The 19,179-nt window shown below is 42.0% G+C and carries 11 protein-coding genes and 1 tRNA gene; 5 read left to right on the top strand and 7 right to left on the bottom strand.

The window, feature by feature from the left end; translation table 11 throughout:
- Nucleotides 1–17: 17 nt before the first annotated feature.
- From DXK30_RS00455 to DXK30_RS00440, 4 genes are all read right to left on the bottom strand, one after another.
- Nucleotides 18–746, bottom strand: coding sequence for a hypothetical protein (locus tag DXK30_RS00455; RefSeq protein ID WP_162799497.1), 729 nt, complete (start codon nucleotides 744–746; stop codon nucleotides 18–20).
- 144 nt (nucleotides 747–890) lie between these two features.
- The gene (locus tag DXK30_RS00450) at nucleotides 891–1,907 is read right to left on the bottom strand and encodes an ArsA family ATPase (protein WP_114699987.1); all 1,017 of its coding nucleotides are present in this window, start codon (nucleotides 1,905–1,907) and stop codon (nucleotides 891–893) included.
- A 73-nt stretch (nucleotides 1,908–1,980) separates the two neighbouring features.
- Complete coding sequence (locus DXK30_RS00445) at nucleotides 1,981–2,301, bottom strand: cory-CC-star protein (protein WP_114700642.1); 321 nt, start codon at nucleotides 2,299–2,301, stop codon at nucleotides 1,981–1,983.
- A 142-nt stretch (nucleotides 2,302–2,443) separates the two neighbouring features.
- Nucleotides 2,444–4,126, bottom strand: a complete 1,683-nt coding sequence (locus tag DXK30_RS00440) for a carbon starvation CstA family protein (protein WP_114699986.1) — start codon at nucleotides 4,124–4,126, stop codon at nucleotides 2,444–2,446.
- A 302-nt stretch (nucleotides 4,127–4,428) separates the two neighbouring features.
- Between DXK30_RS00440 and DXK30_RS00435 the strand changes: the two genes are divergently transcribed.
- Both DXK30_RS00435 and DXK30_RS00430 read left to right on the top strand, forming a co-directional pair.
- Nucleotides 4,429–5,097: a hypothetical protein gene (locus tag DXK30_RS00435; RefSeq protein ID WP_114699985.1), complete on the top strand. Its 669-nt coding sequence runs from the start codon at nucleotides 4,429–4,431 to the stop codon at nucleotides 5,095–5,097.
- A gap of 102 nt (nucleotides 5,098–5,199) precedes the next feature.
- A complete protein-coding gene (locus DXK30_RS00430; RefSeq protein ID WP_057760160.1) occupies nucleotides 5,200–5,763 on the top strand; it encodes a hypoxanthine-guanine phosphoribosyltransferase in 564 nt (187 codons plus the stop codon).
- A gap of 105 nt (nucleotides 5,764–5,868) precedes the next feature.
- Here DXK30_RS00430 and recD read toward each other — a convergent pair whose 3' ends face one another.
- The 3 genes from recD to DXK30_RS00415 all read right to left on the bottom strand — a co-directional run bounded on the left by recD (nucleotide 5,869) and on the right by DXK30_RS00415 (nucleotide 17,229).
- A complete protein-coding gene (recD, locus tag DXK30_RS00425; RefSeq protein WP_114699984.1) occupies nucleotides 5,869–8,079 on the bottom strand; it encodes an exodeoxyribonuclease V subunit alpha in 2,211 nt (736 codons plus the stop codon).
- 74 nt (nucleotides 8,080–8,153) lie between these two features.
- Nucleotides 8,154–12,674, bottom strand: a complete 4,521-nt coding sequence (locus tag DXK30_RS00420) for a UvrD-helicase domain-containing protein (protein WP_114699983.1) — start codon at nucleotides 12,672–12,674, stop codon at nucleotides 8,154–8,156.
- Between the two features lie 76 nt (nucleotides 12,675–12,750).
- Nucleotides 12,751–17,229, bottom strand: coding sequence for an exodeoxyribonuclease V subunit gamma (locus tag DXK30_RS00415; RefSeq protein ID WP_114699982.1), 4,479 nt, complete (start codon nucleotides 17,227–17,229; stop codon nucleotides 12,751–12,753).
- A gap of 440 nt (nucleotides 17,230–17,669) precedes the next feature.
- Between DXK30_RS00415 and DXK30_RS00410 the strand changes: the two genes are divergently transcribed.
- The 3 genes from DXK30_RS00410 to DXK30_RS00400 all read left to right on the top strand — a co-directional run bounded on the left by DXK30_RS00410 (nucleotide 17,670) and on the right by DXK30_RS00400 (nucleotide 19,167).
- Nucleotides 17,670–18,194 (top strand): hypothetical protein, encoded by a 525-nt coding sequence (locus DXK30_RS00410; RefSeq protein ID WP_114699981.1) that lies wholly within the window; start codon nucleotides 17,670–17,672, stop codon nucleotides 18,192–18,194.
- Nucleotides 18,195–18,211: 17 nt separating this feature from the next.
- A complete protein-coding gene (locus DXK30_RS00405; protein ID WP_114699980.1) occupies nucleotides 18,212–19,018 on the top strand; it encodes a hypothetical protein in 807 nt (268 codons plus the stop codon).
- Between the two features lie 73 nt (nucleotides 19,019–19,091).
- Nucleotides 19,092–19,167: transfer RNA gene (locus DXK30_RS00400), tRNA-Arg, on the top strand.
- Nucleotides 19,168–19,179: the final 12 nt, after the last annotated feature.

Below are 19,179 nucleotides of genomic sequence, written 5' to 3'. Positions count from 1 at the left end.
AATGTCTCTCTCTATTTTTATAAGCTATTCTCGAATTCTTTTAACGCATCTAAACAAGGTTTTTTACTCTCTTGGTAGTACTGCAACATGTCCTTGGTTAATTGTGGCTCTTTCTTACGTTTTTCACTTATTACCTGAAGCCAATATGTAAAAGCCTGTCTTCTAGTAGAGTCACATAGACGACCTATTTTTTCGTTCTCATCTCCAAATGGAGCACTTTCGTCCTCCAATAACGCTTTCATACGTCGACTTTTTTTAGCCACTTCTGTTATGTCTTCAAGATTAAAACCTTTTGCCGCTTTCACTTCTTGGTCTACTTTATCCAAAACCTCCCTGGCCTTTACAGGGTCAACATCCTTTCGTTTTTCAGCCATAGATTGTTCAGGAGGTGTTGTCTGTAAAACTTTAACAGGTTTATCTATTTTAGTTTCTTCTTCTATGATCTTGTTTTCGATAGGAGTGGCAGCTAATTCAACAATCTCTTCTTTCTCTACAGTTTCTTTAATAGGTTTAGATTCTACTGAGCTATCAGGTTTTTCTGCATCATTTGATGTAAAAAAGAACATTGATATAAATATTAGGATAGACCCTACTACTGTTATTTTGCCTCTACTTAAATTAGGTTTTTTATCTAAAATTAGGCGTTTAATAGGAGGTAGTAGTAAAATTCCTCCGACTAGCATCAATAAGCCAGCGACTAAACTTCCTTCAAGAAGTGCTCCTAATGAACCAAATATGAAAGTCACTCCGAAAAATCATGCCCCAATTAATAATAATTTTTGCAAAACAAACCCTCATTTCAACAATTAATACCATACTATAGTTGATTGTTATAATATCTGCTTTGTAATATTAAAAAGTAGTTTCTATCCAATTTTTCATTTATTACATTAAACTGGTTTCAGTAAAGCACTTAATGTATCAGTGCCGCGTACATCCGTCTGTTGCAGATAGATTGGATACAGCGGGTACTTTGTAAAACTTTGTTCGATATCCTGCAGTAGATGCTGCTGACGCTCAGCGCGGCGTCGCCAAAACTCATCCGACTGTGTGGTTGATATCAGCTGATTGATGACAATTGCTGCTGGTATAAGCTTACTATCTTCCAATTGCTCGATAGCGCGCTTGGTCTCAGCCAATGGTAAGACGTCAGCGGTCACCACCAACACAATTGCTGTTTGTGTACGGTCATGTAGTAGCAACCCTGCTTGGCGAAACAGCTGTTTACGTCTTTCTAATACTGAGACAGCTTGCTCCCAGCGATCTGATTTTTTGGCTGCAAACGGATTGGCTACATCGTTCTTTTGACTGTCTTTTTGATTGTGACTGTCCAAGTGTGTCGCCACTGAACGTAGTTTGGCCTGTCGTCGCTGCTGTGCAAGCAGCCCATCCGTCCATGCTCCCATCATTTCTGGTAACACCAACAATCGCAAAGTATGACCTGTCGGTGCGGTATCAAAGATGATGTGCTCATACCCAGCATCTGCAGCTTCGACTAAATGGTGACACATGGATTCGAGCATCGCGGCTTCTTGGGCGCCAGGTGCCGACTTAGATAGCCTCAGATGCTCACGAATTTTTGGCATCATATCTGGGTTGGCATAAGCTTTAATTGTACGTTCAACTTGAGCAAAATGTTCATCGACAATCACATCAGGATTTAACTCAATCGCATCTAGATAAGGTGATATCACCGTTTTCTCATTATTGAGTCGTACATTCAATACATCACCCAAACTATGTGCCGGATCGGTTGAGACAATTAAGGTTTTTTGCTGCTGGCTTGCATAGTAGCTGGCTAGGGCTGCTGCAGTGGTGGTCTTCCCTACACCACCTTTGCCACCGATAAATATAATCGGTTGTGTCTCTAACTGCTCTACCAATCCATGTAAAGGGTGTAATGCCATATCATTATCTCGTATTTTGTCTCATTATCTAATAAATGCTTAGCTACTTTTTTATATAGTCAATCCACTACTATTAGCAGCACCCAACGTGGTCAAATGGACATCTATCCATCCCCATGCGTGTATGCCACTCATGAAAGTTCTCTAAAAATAGAGGTTGCAACTCTAATGTATAAAAGCTGGCGGGATTATCAATACCCAAGCTCTCAGCAAACATGAGCAACATAAAAAAATCTTCTTCATCACGTGCCGCGCGTGCCATCGTCTGACGATAAGGTGCATGATAAAACTCATTTAATCCACTCTTAAACCGTTGCCACCATGGTTGAGTGTTCTCTAGTGGTTGAGTGTTCTCTAGTGGTTGAGTGTTCTCTAGTGGTTGAACGTTTTCTATATTATCTGATGTGTTTTCATTTTCCATAATGTGCTCGTATTTTACTTAATTCTTATGATCCATCATGCCTATATGATATAAAAAACGCCAGCAATTGCTGCTAGCGTTTTTTATTAAACAGACACTCAATATGGTTTAACGTTTAAACCTCACCGCTTTTACCTTTATGTAGTGACCACTCTTTTCGTAGTACAGACAAACTCTCAAACGTCACCAAAATGGTCGCGATTAAGATAATTATATCCATAATAATAAGTAGCCAATTACCATCAGTAAAGAAGGTTTTGAGCTGAATCAATAGTGCAAAAACAGTCATAACCAACAAGAACGACAATGGCGCTAAGGTGTACCAAACTGGCTTGCCCTTACGTAACAAGATAATGGTAACGATCATCAAGGTTAAAGCGGCCATTAACTGGTTGGTTGTACCAAATAGTGGCCAAATAATCATACCGCCCGCGCCATCTATACCACCAGCACCGAACGCTAATAACAAACAGCTTCCGACAGCAAGTAACGTTGCAACGACACTCTTATTGAGTATTGGCAAATTATAAAATTCACCAAATTCTTGGAAGATATAACGTTGTAAACGTACGCCAGTATCCATCGTTGTACCAGCAAACAATGCAGCCATTACCGTAAGCATGGTCTGTGATAGCACCATGTCGATACCAACGCCGGCATTCAATATGGTCGCACCGCCGTCGATGAACGCACCAATAGAGCCATCACCAAATTTTTGATAGACCGCTTGCCAATCACCAAGAGTCGCAAAACCTGCGGTTGCTGCAAGGATTGCCCCAAGTGCTAGCATACCCTCACCCAATGCACCGAAGTAACCAACGAAACGAACGTCTTCTTCTTTATCAATCTGCTTAGAGGTAGTCCCTGTGGCGACTAAACCATGGAATCCTGATATGGCACCACAAGCAATTGTCACAAATAATAATGGTAGAAGTGACGGCGTATCGGCTGGTAATGCAGTATTAATGGCTGGCGCGACAATATTAGGCGTGCCAATAAAAATAGCAGCATACAATAAAATCAAACCGACAAATAATTGTAAGCCATTAATATAATCACGAGGTTGAAGCAGCATCCATACGGGCAACAACGACGCAATCGCCGCATAGGCGAACAAAATCAAGATCCATACTGCGTTATCAGGCAAACCCATCACGGTCTCAGGTAACACAATCGGGAACATAGGGCCAAGATAGATAAGCCCGTACAAGGCAGTTACCCCGATAATGGACACCCAGACCAAATTCATGTTGTAGCGATAGATACACTGCCCGATGATAAAGGCAACCACTAAGGCACCCCAAACCGGTAATACCGCAGATGGTGTCTTGATCATCATATTGGCGATAGCTACGCCAAATACAGCATTGACCATCAGTAGTAATAAGAAGATAACAACCATCATCAAGCTGCGGACACGTGTGCCCATGACAGTACCAGCAATAGAGCCAATCGACTGCCCTCTATTACGCATACTTGCCCAAATAGCAGACATATCATGTACGCCTGCCATAAAGATAGTACCTACCACTACCCAAATAATGGCAGGTACCCAGCCCCAAATAACTGCAATCGCAGGACCGATAATTGGTGCAGCCCCTGCTACTGACGTAAAGTGATGCCCCCACAATACATACTTATTGGTGGGAACATAATCGACCCCATCTTTCATCGTATGTGCCGGTGTAGGACGGCTGTTGTCCAATGCTAAAATTTTGGTGGCGATAAATTTTGAATAAAATACGTAGCCGCAGAGCATAGCGGCAACGGCGAATAGTAGTACGATAGCACTATTCATCTCATCTCTCCCTAGACAAGTAGTCAATAGCCTTATAAGTTCAAGCTTTTTGAATTAAAATATGAAAAATATGCTAAATTAGTGTGCGATGAGTGACTCAGCTCATCTATCGTTTAGGTAAATTCTAGCAATTTGCAAAATTATTACCAATCAACAAAGTCATTTATCTTATAACTAGGGCATGTCACTAATCAGCATTTGGTGTGATGAGCCTGAGACTAAAACTTTGTTTGAATAATAACCGATTTGGTGATCAATGTAACGCAAGTAAGACATAAAAAACAACAAATAAAGGAAGTGCAATGGCACATTATTTTGGATTCGTACCCTCAGATAAACTAAAAGCTTTAATCAGTGAGGCCGAACAAGTCGTTGCTTCAAATGAGAATGTAGAGTACTACCCTTATCGCGATGCCCTTACGCATCAGACAGCGCGTGATCTTACTGATAATTTATTGGTTGGTTTGGTAGATATTATTCCGAACCCTGAGCGCCAAGCCTCTATGCGTAAAATTGTTGGAACGATTGAACGCGCGACAGACACTCTGCTCAACATCTTACTGGGTAAAGAAAACAACAAAGACGTGTTACCAAGTTTTCATTTTCTAAGAGATCACGCAACCTTTATTGATAACGAAGGCGTTAAACGTGTCGGCTTTAAACTGTCAGAAAAAGATGCCAATACCATCACTGAAGGTTTTGCTGCTATCACGCCTGAACATGTGGATAGAGTCAAATTTAAAACGGCACTTGAAACCATGAACGAAGAAACATTGACCCACTTTATCAGTCGCTATGCCGAGACATTAAAGCTAGGCATGATCAAGCGTAAGTCAGTTCCAGTTGCCAAATCGGCAATTGATAAAGGCATGAATATGGCACTTAATAAGCTATTACCTGACCTACCAAATGACTCATTGAATCGATTGGCCAATTATTACCGTCCATTTATTATAGAAAAGCCAGAATAACCCAAAAAGTTGGATTAATTTTGTCCCAAAGGTCATATGACGTTGGGCAAATTCACTAAAATTTGCTAAAATAAGCGGCACTTTTTACCAAAGGCGCACCCGATGACCCAAATCAGTAACCAAGAAATTGAAAAAACCTTACGCAACTCAGAGTGCCTTATCAGCAGTATCGAAGTAGCTGCTGCTTATGAGCGTTTGGCCGCTCAGCTCAATCTACATTATGCTGGTCTAAACCCAATTGTTATGGTCGTGATGAACGGCGGATTGATTCCAGCTGGTCAGCTACTGACACACCTTACGTTCTACCATCGTATGCATTATATCCATGCGACCCGTTATCGTGATAACGAAGGTACTAATGAGCTTGATTGGAAATTCAAGCCTGATGTTAGTATCGAAGGTGAGCACGTATTGTTAATTGACGACATCTTTGACGAAGGTATTACCCTAAAAGCAGTTGTTGAAGAATTAAGCAAAGAAAAGCCTCTATCACTTGAGTCTTGTGTATTGCTTAACAAGCAACATGATCGCAAAGTTGCAGATTTTGACGTAGATTTTGTGGGTATTGATGTTGCAGATCGCTATGTTTACGGTTGTGGTATGGATTTCCATGGTTACTTGCGTCACCTGCCAGGTATCTATGCAATCAAAGAAGACAAAGTTTAATTCTAGACTTAATTGATTAAAATAGTTAAATCCTAAAAAAGCATCCAATTTGGATGCTTTTTTATTGCGCTGACTTATTGCGCCGACAACAACTTGAATGAATCGTTAAAACTGTAATGCCAAACCAGTATGGCGTTCAGTCGGTGTTTGAACCGCTTTTTCTAAGGCGTGCTTGGTACTATATATCGTTACCTGCTTCTTAGCACGAGTCACTGCCGTATAGATAAGCTCTTTGCTCAGCAATCTTGCATGGCTGTTATCGAAAGTAATAGCAACATGATCAAATTCGGATCCTTGTGACTTATGAATAGTCATTGCATATGCCGTGGCTATCACCTCTTCATTTAGCAAATTAACAGCTATCCCTTGAGTCTTATTTTCAAAGAACACTTCTAATTGGCTCCTTTCATCTGACGTTTGTAAGCAGAAACCGATATCACCATTAAATAGCCCAAGCTCATAGTTATTTTGTAGCACCATAACAGGACGTCCATGGAACCACGTGTTTTGACCCAAGGGTAACTTTAGCTCAGTAAGATGCCATTGAGTAAGGTAGTTATTGATATAGTGATCGCCCCACTCACCATTATGGCCAGCGCTTAAGATTCTAAATTGATTAAATACTTCCATTAACGAAAAGGTAGTATTCTTAACTGATTCTGGCACGGATTTTTCTATCGGATTTTCTAGTAAATTTTTAACTTTACCTAGATATAATTGATAATCATTGGAAATCTTTGAAATAACTTTTTCTTTACTTAGGCTATTTTCTATCTTATTATTTAATATAGACTCTGCTTGTAACGTATTAACATATTGAAAACTCAAAGCAGCGTCATGCCTTAATAATTGCCAAATAGATTGAAGATTTGTCTCTGCTTTATTGATTTGAGTTGCCAGTTTACCGATACCTGACTCGGCGCTAAATCGGCGGCTCTCGGTTAGTTCTGCATGTATGGGTTGCAGTAGCGGAATGCGACAGAGATCAGCCAATACTGCTCCTGCATCGACGGCTGCTAACTGATTAGCATCGCCTAATAATATCAGCCTAGCACCTGGCTTTACCGCGCTCACAAGATAATTGGCCAACTCAACTCCGAGCATAGATGCCTCATCAACGATGATAATATCTTCACCGAGTTGGTTGTTGGCATCGTAACGCGGTCTACCCGTTCGACCGATACCTAGTAGACGATGGATGGTTTTTGCCTCTTGCAACTGCAGCTCTACATTTGCGTCGTCTAAAGCCGCCTGCAGAGACTCTTGCATACGTTGGGCTGCCTTACCCGTTGGTGCTGCTAATGCTAGACTAGCACTGTCTGTGCTAAACCTAATATGTTCAGACTCATTTCCCCTACTCTCTGTCGCCTGTTGTAACGCGATAACTAATTGAGCAACAGTGTAGGTTTTACCCGTCCCTGGGCCACCTGTAATGATACTAAATGCATTATTGTTCGCCACATTGATAGCGGCTATTTGTTGGTCATTTAAGTTCTCAGGCATGGTAATGTCTAAAGGCACTATCTGCTGATTCAAAATATGATTGATATGCTGTGCTAAGTTAAATTCTGCTTGCCATGTGCGGTGCAGCCAAAATGTGATTTTCGAACCTTGGGTCTCTTTATTCTTAGCGATGTTATAAATAATTGGTTGATTATCTTTGCTTAGGCTATTTTGATAGTTATTACAATCAGTATTCGCATTAACATTAGCAAATAAAGCGTACTCATGGATTGAATGAACGAAAGTACTTAAGTCGCTATTTTTAAAGCGCTGGTATAACGTAGTTATCGCATCAAAACGTTTGATCAACGTCCCTTTTTCATGATTACTCAGTGCTAGCTGCGCCCACAAGTAATCTCGCTGACCAAACAAAGTATCTAGTAATACAAATAGCGATGTCTCCGTTGTAGTATCATCGTCTAGTTGCGTGTCTAGTTGCGTTTTTATCTGAGTATCAATCAGCGCAAAAATTGGTGTTGCCAGTATCTCTAGTAAGTTCTGCTGCCATGTATATAACGTGACTATTTCCCCATTAATTTGCCCTTGCATGGGAGCTTCATGATCGGCTGTATCGACAGTTAATACAGTATGGCCCTCTTCCAAATGAGCCGCTAAAATAACAAATAGAGCCGTAAATAAATCACTATCTTCTAACTTATCGATTCTTCCGTTTTCATCATTCGTATTTGCATCTGTCGCGTCATACGCTACATGCGTTTGTTGACGACGCAACAAGATATAGTCGCTAATGTTACTGGCCCAGCTCTCTTGTAAGCTGATGGCTGACTTACTTTTATTGTTATTATTACTCATCGTATATTTATCTCTTTTTAATCTGATTAACTGCTATAACAATTTTTATCTATCTAATTGCTATATAAGGTTTATTAATCCGGCAGGCCAAACAATGCATCTAGACCTTTAATAAAGTCGATAGGAATATCCCAAGTGACCAATCCATAGCAACTATTACTGCTCAAGCTATCGTGGTTAGACTGAACCCTATCTTTCGATATAGACGTAGTAGCTACCTGAGTATTCGGGTCATACACACCGCGTAAAAATACGTACTCTACAGCGCCTAAATATTTGTCTTCGTTACCCGTATAATCACTAATTCTCATGGCGAGGAATCGATGTAATGCTACTTGATAAATCGCTGCTTGTAGCCAGTACCCTGCCTTGGACATTGCTTTCTTGAGCGTATTTTCATTATAATCGCTTAGGCTATTTCCTAAAAAGTTACTCTTATAATCGACCACGTAATACTTGCCAGCATGCTCATATACTAGGTCAATCTCACCGCGTAGATAGCGATAAAGATGCGCTTTGTTTTGTGGGACTAGAGTGACATGTTTATCTGTCTCATCAGGTAAATACTGTTGGAAAAGCTTACTGATATCCTGTGCTTTAAACCTTTCTGACAGCCCCATGTTGAACTCTAACTCGGCAAATCGCTTACCTTTATCAAGAGCAATCAAGGGTTGATTGGAAGCCAATAGTGGCGCATGCAATACTTCTTCAATCCAATTAATTAATGCATCATGCTTCGTTGTATCTATTGACGCAAGATCAAACCCATCACTATCTCTTTGTTTTTTGCCTTGTGATCTGCGGCTCTGCTGTTCAGCACTGCTATATATCAGCGGCAACTGATAGCTACTAATCGCTCTATCAATAACCTGAGGCCACTGAGCCTTATTGTTAAAGTCTATTTGTTCAAATATCTCATGCAAAAACGTACCGGCATTGGCACCCTTTACAAAGGTAAAGCGGATATTCTCTTCTGACTTGAAGCTTAGTTCACCGTCTTGTTCGAGAGACTCGTCGTTATTAAGTAACGAAATATCAGAAACTGAAGACTCTGTCATATCAATGTCTATCGCATCATCAATACGCTCATCCACTATCGCCATTGCTTGTGTAGACTCATCTAGCTGACGCGCCAGAGCGGTAAAGCTGGTCTTTGCCCAACCATAAAAATAATTAGTTTTCATCACCTCAGTAAAGGGCGCGTACTCAATAGCTTCTGTCGTAGGCTTATGAGCATTTGATTTGGTAGTAGCCATCTGAACATTGTCATTTATACCTGCTGAGTTAGCATCATTGCTTGCGTAATTATTGTCATAAAACTCATTAACTTTATGACCTCTAAGCATGCCTACGATACCTTTGAGCCTATCCGGCAGCTCAAATTTTGCTTCTGGCGATTCAAACCAATAGAACACTGGTTTTAGCTCAAACCCTGTCTTGTTACTCGGATCTCGCAGCACAACATAAAGCTGCTCACTGGCTCGAGTAAATGCCACATAGCCAAGCCGTCTTATCTCATCAAAACCTTCTTGTGTTTCGATATCGGTGTAGTAACTCTCAACCGTAGCAGAGCCTTGTAATGGTGAGAAGCGGCGCTGATTACCCGATTGATTATCTGTCAACTGCTGTACTAACGCTGAGGGCGCTTGTTGCGCGTTATATAGATACAGCCCATAGTCTTCCTTATTGCCAGACTTCCTACTGGCATCACCCATTCCCAATACATAGACAATAGGGAACTCAAGCCCTTTTGACTTATGAATGGTCATCAGTTGCACACCGGACTCTGTCGGTAGCGGATATTGCTTAGCCCAATCACTGTTGGGTGCTGCATCTATATGTTGCCTGAACCAAGCCAGTAGCTCATGCTCACCCATACCTAGACCATACTGCGCCAAAATGTCCATCATATGGCGCAAGTCCATGATATGACGGTCACCTTCTGGATGAGCGGCTAGTGCTTGCCATACGCCTTGCGGCTGCACAGGGCTTTTATCTAATAAATAATGTAGCGCCGATAATATGCCAAAATGCTGCCAACGCTGTGCACCTTCTTTTAGATAGGCAATAAAGTCTTGATAGCTTTTTTTGGTATCAGTAGCTTCATTCGCTGAGAGGTCTTTCGAATTAGAATGGTTTGAATTGGCGCTTGGTGTACTGCTACCCTCGGTAATACCTGACTCATGATCCGTCATCATGGCTTTGATGTTTTTAATACTCAGTCCATATAGGTGGCTGGTCAATACCCGATTAATCATGTCATGACGATATGGGTATAGCATGGCACTCAGTAACGCTGCCACATCTTCTGCCATAATAGTCTCAAAGATACTGACGTCACTGGTTATCAAGGTCGGCACATTCAGTTTTACCAGCTCGTCTTCAACGCGTTTCAGATCTTTTTTGGCACGTGCCAGCACCCCAATATCACTCGGCTGAATCGGCTTACCTTTAAGTGTCTGACCACTATTAAGCAAAGTGGCTATATGGCGAGCTGTTATTTCATGCTCATCATAATCAAACTCTTTGTCCTTATCATAAGGCAGGTGTAATAAGCTCACTGGCTGAGCAGAAAGCACCTCTGTCACCAGTACATCATCCAGACTATTTGACTCATTAAACCAAGACAGCTCATATTCCGGTTTTGCCGCTTTGATATGTTGGTAGTGAATACCAGTACCCAACTGCGACAGTCTATTCTCAGCAGTTGTTGCATCAGCCATACCAAACCAGCAGTTCAATGCGTTAATCACACCGGCATTAGAACGGCGATTGATATCAAGCGTCCAAAGGGCGCTTTTATCAAACTGGGCTTTCATGTAGTTATAGTTGGCCACATCACCGCCACGAAACCCATAAATAGCCTGTTTGGGATCACCAACCAATAGCAGAAACTCATGATTGGCTTTCTTAGTGGTTGATTGCTTGTCACTGTCCGACTGTTTACGCTTATTCTTTGGCAAATAAATGCTTTCAATCATAATGGCTTGCTCGCCATTGATATCTTGCGACTCGTCAATCAACGCCACTGGATAATGATGACGAATATAACGCGCCAGCTTGTCTCCTTGGCGGCCAGTTAATGCTTGGTTTAAGCGTACCATCTGCAAACTAAAGGTCGTCTCGCCGCGCTCTTCTAAAATGACTGGTAGTCTATTACGCACAGCCAGCACAATATGACGGTTAAGACTGGCTAATACCAACAATATATGCTGATTTAAACTATCAAGCATGTCTAAGAGGGCCATTAACTTACTAATGGTTTCTAACTCAAAAAGCGTCTGATGCTCTTTTTCTTTATTCTTATTAAAGTTCTTGATTTTGCCATCTTCATCTGGATATCTGGCATCTTGCAATGATGTCAAAATCTTATTCTCACTCTCATTTAAATAGCTATTAAAGGTCAGCTGATACTCTGATATCTTTTGATGCACTTCAATAATGGCATCAAACTGTTTAAATAAGTTAGAACGTCCATTGAAGCCTTGAGACTTTCTATAATCAGGATTTAAATAAGGCTGGATATCAGCTAAATCTAACTGAGAAAACTCATTGATTAGCTTTTCGTATGCATCAAAATCAAAGCTTTTCTCATGCCTTATCTCATCAATCGGTGCAGAGATAAAGTTGAGCGAGCGAGTCACGTATTTCTTATGGTCGCCAACTGCAGTCAGCTTGCCTTGCTGATCCATTAGCGCATAAAGTTTAGGCTGCTCATAATACAAACGGCTTTGAAACTGACGCAGCTCATCATGGATAATACTGTCAGTCACCTGTTCACTACTGCTGTCTTCAATAATCCCCATACCCTGCTGGTGACCAGTCTCGCTGCTGTACTCCGTCAACCATTTTTGCGCCAAGCTATCGAGCGTGCCTACGAACAGCTTATCTAGGGTGGTTAGTATCAATGCCGTACGCCTAATAGCTTCTGCCATTGGGTAACTGTACACGTGATCTAGCAAATAGCCGACGAGATGCTGGTTAATAGGATCTTGCATGATGCCATCTAAACGCACATATTTGGCTTGATTAACCAGCCAATCTTCGCGGTCTTTCTTTGCTTGTTTACGTTTCTCAGCCGCCACTTGCTTATCAGTAGCAAGGTCTTGATTTAAATCGTCAATGCCTGTCGCAATGTTTACGTCTACGTCTGAATCATTGCCTGCTTGTGCGTCTTTATTACCCTCAGGCATAACTTGCAGTATGTTGGGATAGAGACTCTCTTTATTGCTAGTATCAGCACTTAGGCTATTGATCCATTGTAATAACTGATAGAAATCTACCAAACGATCATGAATACGCTGACGCATTTCGGCAGCGGCAGCTCGAGTAAAAGTCGTGGCTATGATTTGCTCTGGCGCACGTCGCGCTTCAATCAGTAGACGCAGTACTATACCAGTCAGCGTCCAAGTTTTGCCCGTGCCCGCTGAGGCTTCGATTAGGTGCTTACCCGTTAGATTGACATCAACTGCCGGTATGACATTACCTTTACGTTCAGGCACAGCAGATAAAGGCAGCTCATCTGAATATTCATCAAATAAATTCGGTTGTGTAAATGAGTCAATGGTATTAGCTGGGTCGGTAAAGTCTGTCATATGGGCGCATACTTTTAATTATTATTTATTAGAACAAAATAGCAAAAATTAATTAGGGGCTGCTCTAGATAATGAGCTAACCATCTAAGTTAGTTAACGCATTAAACATCGGCTCATAAAGTGGCTGCGCTAATGTAGTCAACGCTGCCGATAGCGCTTTGAATGCATCTTGGTCACGTAGTACATATTGCCAAATGGCATGCTGCGAACAAGTATCGTATACCGTGTCTGAGTTGTAGTTGGGTCTTAACCAGTCCGAGAAGTCGGCACGTTTTGGCCAATAGCTATTACCGTCACCTTCTTCAGGCTTTAGATACTTATCAAGGTAGTTAAGTGCATATTCTGGTAATAACGTAATGGGTACTTGAGCCGTTAACTTGCCAAAAACTGCCCACTTTATCAGCTCAATTACTGCATCTTCATACACAATCGGACTTAGTTTAAATGCGATTACTTTGTCATACTCTTTGACTTGTGAGCTAGACTTATTAAAACGCCAAATACTCACGCCATCATTTGAGGCTACTTGCTCGGCAGTGGTACGTCTGGCCACTTGCCAATACAAATGTGACAACCAAAACTTTAGTAAATGCCTAGGACTGGCAGAATTGGGCAATATGTTTAACCACTGCTTGGGTGATTGCTGAGCATAAGGCACGCCCGCCTGAATAACTGATATGGGTGCCAATATTGGCACTGAACCTTTGATCTTAATGATTTTCGGCAGCAGCTTAAGCAGTGTTTCTATACCCTCTATATCTGTCTGGTCTTTTGAATCATTATCAGTGTTATTCAGTATATTTTTTAGCTCTATCTGAACAGGATATTCGGCGGTTGGGGTCAGTAGCTGTAATACACTGTTGATATCTGCCGTACTCTCGTTGAGAATACTGCTTTCGTCAAAGCCATTAGCCATTAACTGCTCTTTAAACTCTAAACATTGCTGTTGTAGCTTCTTTTGTTGATTGGGTAGCGTGGTTTGGCGAGCAACACCAGCGGGCATAATTTTTTGATACATCAGAATTGGAGTAGTAGTTTCAGCCGCTGCATCACTATCATTTTTCTTATTCTCATCAGTAACCAACTGTTTAATCAAATGATCTTTGATTTGATAAGTAGTTAAACTATCTAAGAATAGCGGCTCTTGCTGCGACAATGCTTCTTCACCTTGTACCACATGCACCTTTTGAGACCGTAAGAATGCTTTGGCAGGATGGCGCACTTGGTAAGCCAATGCCCCTTCAATATCTATCTCTCCTATGTTAAATATGCTATCGGACAACACTTGGATGAGCACCTCTGTCATGCCACTAACATCGCTAGGAGCATCAACAACTGTGTCGAACCCCAACAATTCAGCCAATGCAGACAAGGTTTGATTGTCTATTTGACCTAGCTGACCCAAGCCTTGACCCAACACCTGAGCGATTGACTCATACTGCGCCTTCGTGGGTAAGCCTACCAACTCTTTATGCTCACTAGATATTCGGCCTTTTAATGTGTCAAACACCGCTTGCCAAAGCGGCGCAGGCGGAAACTGTTTTTTCTGAGCCAGTTTGGTTTTGCGCATGGCTGTATTTAATAAAGTATCCAGCTCATCAATCATATCGACAGGGCTAGAGTCCTGAGCATTAGCATTGTCATCAATATCAGGAGACGCTTGCTCAAAAACATCAGTGCCTTCGATTTCTGTCTCAAACAGACTCTCATGGAAAGGCAGTGCAGGATGCTCAGTCACCAACCACTGCTTAATCAATTTTGGCAAATAGCGCTTGAGACTCTCGGTGGTGGGATCAATATTCTCGGGTAATGTCTCAAGCGAGTTCACCTGCCATTGCACCTCGCCTTGCAAAAACTGCAATAGCTCACTCACTGGGTTGGCTGGCAAATGCTCATGGGTATCCGTCAAGCTTTGGCCATTGTAGAACATCCAGCATGCACTGCGCGCGCACAGTAGCGCATCTAAAAATGCGCCGTTGTCATCATCTTCACTAACTCTGTCACCACGGCGTGCATTGGTCGCTTTCATCAAATCATAGCGGTTATCTCGGTCACGCCCAGGAAACTCAGAGAGATCCATATTGAGCATCACCACCAGCTCAAACGGCACGTTTCTTAGTGCACCGAATCGACCAAAAGTAATCACCCCAGTCGGCTCTGCACTGACCTGCTGACTCTCAAGCTCGTTTTCGATACTGTCTAGCATAAAGCTCAGCTTGAGCGGCAATTGCTCCACACCTGCCAGCCTCTTCTCTACTTCTCTGTTATCGATATTACCACTAGCGTACTGCCTATAGTGACGATTGGCTCGTAGACTTGATTTAAAGCCATTCATCGCGTTGTAGATGGCGCGCATGGTACGCGTTTGATCCACATCGCCAAAGTAGCGATGGATAACTTGTGTCTCAATCTGATCGAGCCAATCTTCCGCTTTCATTTTTTGTGTATGATCATCACGTCGTGCAACTAAACCAGTATAAATGCGGCAAAGCGCTTCAACAATCAACGCATCATTTAGGCTCACTTGTGGTAACGGCAAGGTCATTTCTGGTAAAGCTGTACTTGGCCATTCATCGTCATTTAGATCATATAAGCAGTCGCTCAACTCAGCCTCTGGCATGACCAGACCTAAAGTTAATCTGTCTAATGCCTGTGCAAAGCTAAAGCGATAGTCGTAGTCATTACTGTCCAACGTTTGCTTAAGATGCAACTCGTCAAAACCGCGAATAAAGCCCGCCTCTACCAACAAATCACAGCCACGGCTCATTTGCTCATGAGTCAGTCCAAAGCTTTCAAATAAAGGCGGCAACATGAGCCAGTCCAAGACTTCAGCTGCTTTAAAACGGGCACTATGACTACCCAATAGTTTGTAAAAACCAATAATGGCTTCCCATAACTGGCGAATATCAGCATCCACAACACCAGTCACTTTAGCAGGCAAAGTCAAACCGTCCTGACCCTTACCGTTGACGAAGATAGAGCCAATCAGCGCATGATGACGTTCAACATCGGGTAGCAGCACAACAATATCAGAGATATGGCGTTTCTTCTCACCGGGCTTGATAGGTTCATTTAACCAACGACCAATCATAATACGCAGCACTTCAAGCTGACGCTGCAAACTATGACACGAATGAATGCTTAGGCTATTATCTTGGGAAGAGATTGCCCAAAAACGGTCTTTCTCAAAGCGCTTATTCTCTAATGCTTCATCTTCATACCAAGCCGTTTCTGGCTTCTCTTCATCAAAGCTTGGCTCTAGTTGCTTACTTACTGCTTGCGAGACTGTAGCGGCCGTTGCTTGCTGGGTCGATTGCTCATCAAGCATCAGCACATCGTTCTGTAAACGCTTTAACAAACTTGGACTATTCTGAGCGCTATTAGCATCATCGATGTACTCAGCAGCAACCCCATGATTAGAACCAATGCTCAGCGTATCATCAAAATTATCTTGCCATTCAACCAGTGCATCGTCGTACTGCTCATTACCCGACAAGTTGGCAAGCATGGCAAAAGCATCGCGCGACTGCTTACCCAAACGTGATAGCAAACTGTGGCCGTAATCACGCAAAAAAACACTTTCAGGGTTAATGATCTGCTGACGCTGTAACCATGATTTATCAACGATATCGGCCCAAAACAGCTTTGATGGATTGTAATGCAATAGCGTGATATTCATGTATTTCGACAAGCGCTGTAGAAAGTCGAGCTCGGTCTGTGGCAGTTGCTGGATAGTAAAGATACGCAGTATGGTTGGCAACTGGTCACGCTCATTTGCCTTGTTATTTTTTAAGGCCGACCAGAACGCACGCTCCAGTGCCACACGGTGCAGATGAACATCGGCAAATAAATGCGCCCACAAGAATCGTTGTGCAACTTCCAACTCAACATAATGCTCGACCAACCACTCAGGCGTGCCGCGCGCATATTTATCAAAGCGCAGTGACAGTGCATCTTTATCTGCTATCAACTCATCTACATTCAGCGGCTCGTTGTGCGACCATAGCGCCAACCAATCCTCACGGTGGGTCAAATAGCGGTTAAACACCCTAGCCAAATCGCTTGCCAGCTGCCAAATACGGGCATCTTGTTGCGCCTTATCCTGTTGTAAGCTGTCTTGTTGAGCACTTGCCTGTGGGTTATCAATCAAAGATGCCAGTAGCGGATTGACTGGGTGTTTCTCATCTGCAACAATCGACTCTTGATAATAAGTTAAATACCCAAACAATCGCCATTGCATCACCGTTGGTGACAACACCGCCACTTCCGGCACGTTTAGAGTTGTCGCTTCAGGGTTTCGCGACAGTAAGTACGCATTATGGCGGGTCAATACATCTTGCATCAGTGTCCATTGATACTGACCCCAGAATTTAGTACGCACCAAGGTACTAATACCAGCACGGCTAGCAATAGTTTTATCCAACCAATCACCCAATACCATTGACGGTACAATGACAATGAAGGGTTCAAAAACCGGCTGATCCTTGGACTGGTATTGTACAAGCAATTGATCAACGAGGTTTTCGGTACGGTGCGACTGAATAATAGTGAACATAGACAATGATCTGATTGCAATAAAGGTGAGGTATTAGGATTGATAAAAAAGGCTTCACTTATAGATGAGACGTCTGTATCCAACATCAAAAACGCTATAAAACGTCCAGACAAAACAAAAATCGATACTCATCAATCCATATTTGATGGTCGTTACTATGATGCATTTCTGCTAGCATGAGGGCCATAAACAAAAACAATCATAGTAGCAAATTCTACATATCCATTGATAACGTTGACTTGCCAAATTTGCTATCAGTGTGCCATTGATGGTTATCGTTTACTAGTGTAAATGCCGATATTATAATAAGCTTGCGACATTTAGTGTCGTTTTATACTATCATTCATATTTACAATGAAATAATCTCATTGCGGTTTTTAAATTGCCCTTTACAACCTGTATCTAAATAATACTTTCTATTGACGGGATTACTTAATATTATGCCATTGCGTCCCATTGATGCCATTTTTGTCCATCCAAAACAACGCTTATACGTCGTGTATTATCGCGGTGAGTTGTGGCAACTGCCACGTATGAAAATCGATGACAGATCATGGCAAAACAGACGGCCCTATACGGATGATAGTAGCTCACTTTATTTGAGCATCCATCAAGCTATCAACGACCCTATCCTTGCGCAGAAACTGAGAACGCTAGATCTACCTGTAGCAGTACGTGGTAGCACGTTGCCACGTTTTGAAGCATGGTGGGAGGCACATGGGTTTAGATGGTTAAAAGACAGACTATTAACAGGTGAATCGCCATTAGCAGCGCATCAAACTCTAAAGTCTACAACGCCTGCAAGCAACCGGTTCGATATTAGGGCAGATTATAGAACCAACAGTCATACTGAAAATAATGAACCGCAATTAGCCGTCTCATTTGTAAATACCGATATTTTCGCAGATATGCTTGCTGAACTCACCGATGAAGTGCTTGAAACAAGTGTACAATCAACCAACTAACAAAAGAGCAGTAACATATGAAAGACTACAAACTACTGCTGGCTGGGCTAATCTTGCTGCTGCTCACAATTTTTATCGCGGTTTTCATTTGGTTGTGGACCAGTAATCGCAAAAACACAGACCCATTGCCAATCATGGCAAGTGAAAGTGAAGCAGACTCTAGTACGAAGGGTGATGAATCAAGAGAGATTGCTGACAGTATTTTATACATTCGAGCAGAAGAGAAGTTACAGATACCTTTGGACGATATCATCGTGAGCTTTGAATCTCGTTATCCGCACGTGCAAGTGTTAGCGAGCTATGTACCCTCTAACGACCTTCTTACATTACCAATTAGTCGTTCTACCAAAGACAAACTCTCTGACTTTGTTTTTGATACAGATATGATTATTAGCAATGACGATAGTCTGTCTACAGAACGGATATCACTCCTACAGTCAGAATTGCAACAGGCACAAGCTAGGAATAGTCAGGATCAGGAAAACATTGAGAGTGCTGGTATACATAATACCTCTGACAAGAATAATGATAACAGTACGCATAATGAAGATAAAAAGATACACACTCTAAATCCCTTCAACTATGCGCTAAAAGATGAACAAGCGCTTGAGGGTGTCATCCTGACAGACGATACAACTGCTATTAGCTTCCGTAATTTTTTATTATCGAGCACAGGTCAAGATATACTAAAAAAATATGATTATGAGAATATCAGTGGTTATAAGAACAGTGTAAATGACTTGTTTAAACCAACCTCACAGGCAAAAAATGCATCTGGTGATCATGCTGTAGATGTCACTGACGCGCTTAGCAATGGGGAGTAAGGATAAATTGTCTTTATTTATCTTTTGTTGATTGCTTTTATGACTGCTTTTTCCTACAATATCACTCCATAATGCGCCTATAGCTCAACAGGATAGAGCAGTTGCCTCCTAAGCGATCGATCCGAGTTCGAGTCTTGGTGGGCGCACCAGTTAAGATATGA

This window comes from Psychrobacter proteolyticus, assembly GCF_003350005.1.
Lineage (GTDB): Bacteria > Pseudomonadota > Gammaproteobacteria > Pseudomonadales > Moraxellaceae > Psychrobacter > Psychrobacter proteolyticus.
The sequence above is the reverse complement of the archived record's forward strand: the minus strand, read 5'-3'. Positions and strand labels throughout refer to the sequence as shown.